Below are 254 nucleotides of genomic sequence, written 5' to 3'. Positions count from 1 at the left end.
CTGGTAACTTAGAGAGTACCATGTCCGCCCGCGATTACGGATCGCGTCACCTGGATGGGGGTGGAAGATGCCGGGCTTGGAATCTCTCTATGTGGGAAAGAGCAGCTTGCCCACACGCTTGTCGGAGTTTGATGTCGAGCACTACTTTGCGCTGACCGATAGTGACCTCGCCGCGATCAACCACAAATTTCGACCTGAAGGGCGCGCCGGTGCTGCCATCCAACTGGTCTTTCTGCGCGCAAGTGGCCACACCC

1 protein-coding gene is annotated in these 254 nt (G+C 57.9%); it reads left to right on the top strand.

Annotation, left to right across the window (positions count from 1 at the left end):
* Positions 1–67: 67 nt before the first annotated feature.
* The coding region (locus tag SB765_RS31685) for a DUF4158 domain-containing protein (RefSeq protein WP_410932762.1) at positions 68–254 on the top strand (187 nt) is incomplete at its 3' end.

It is taken from the genome of Pseudomonas sp. SIMBA_067, from assembly GCF_046534675.1.
Lineage (GTDB): Bacteria > Pseudomonadota > Gammaproteobacteria > Pseudomonadales > Pseudomonadaceae > Aquipseudomonas > Aquipseudomonas putida.
The sequence above is the reverse complement of the archived record's forward strand: the minus strand, read 5'-3'. Positions and strand labels throughout refer to the sequence as shown.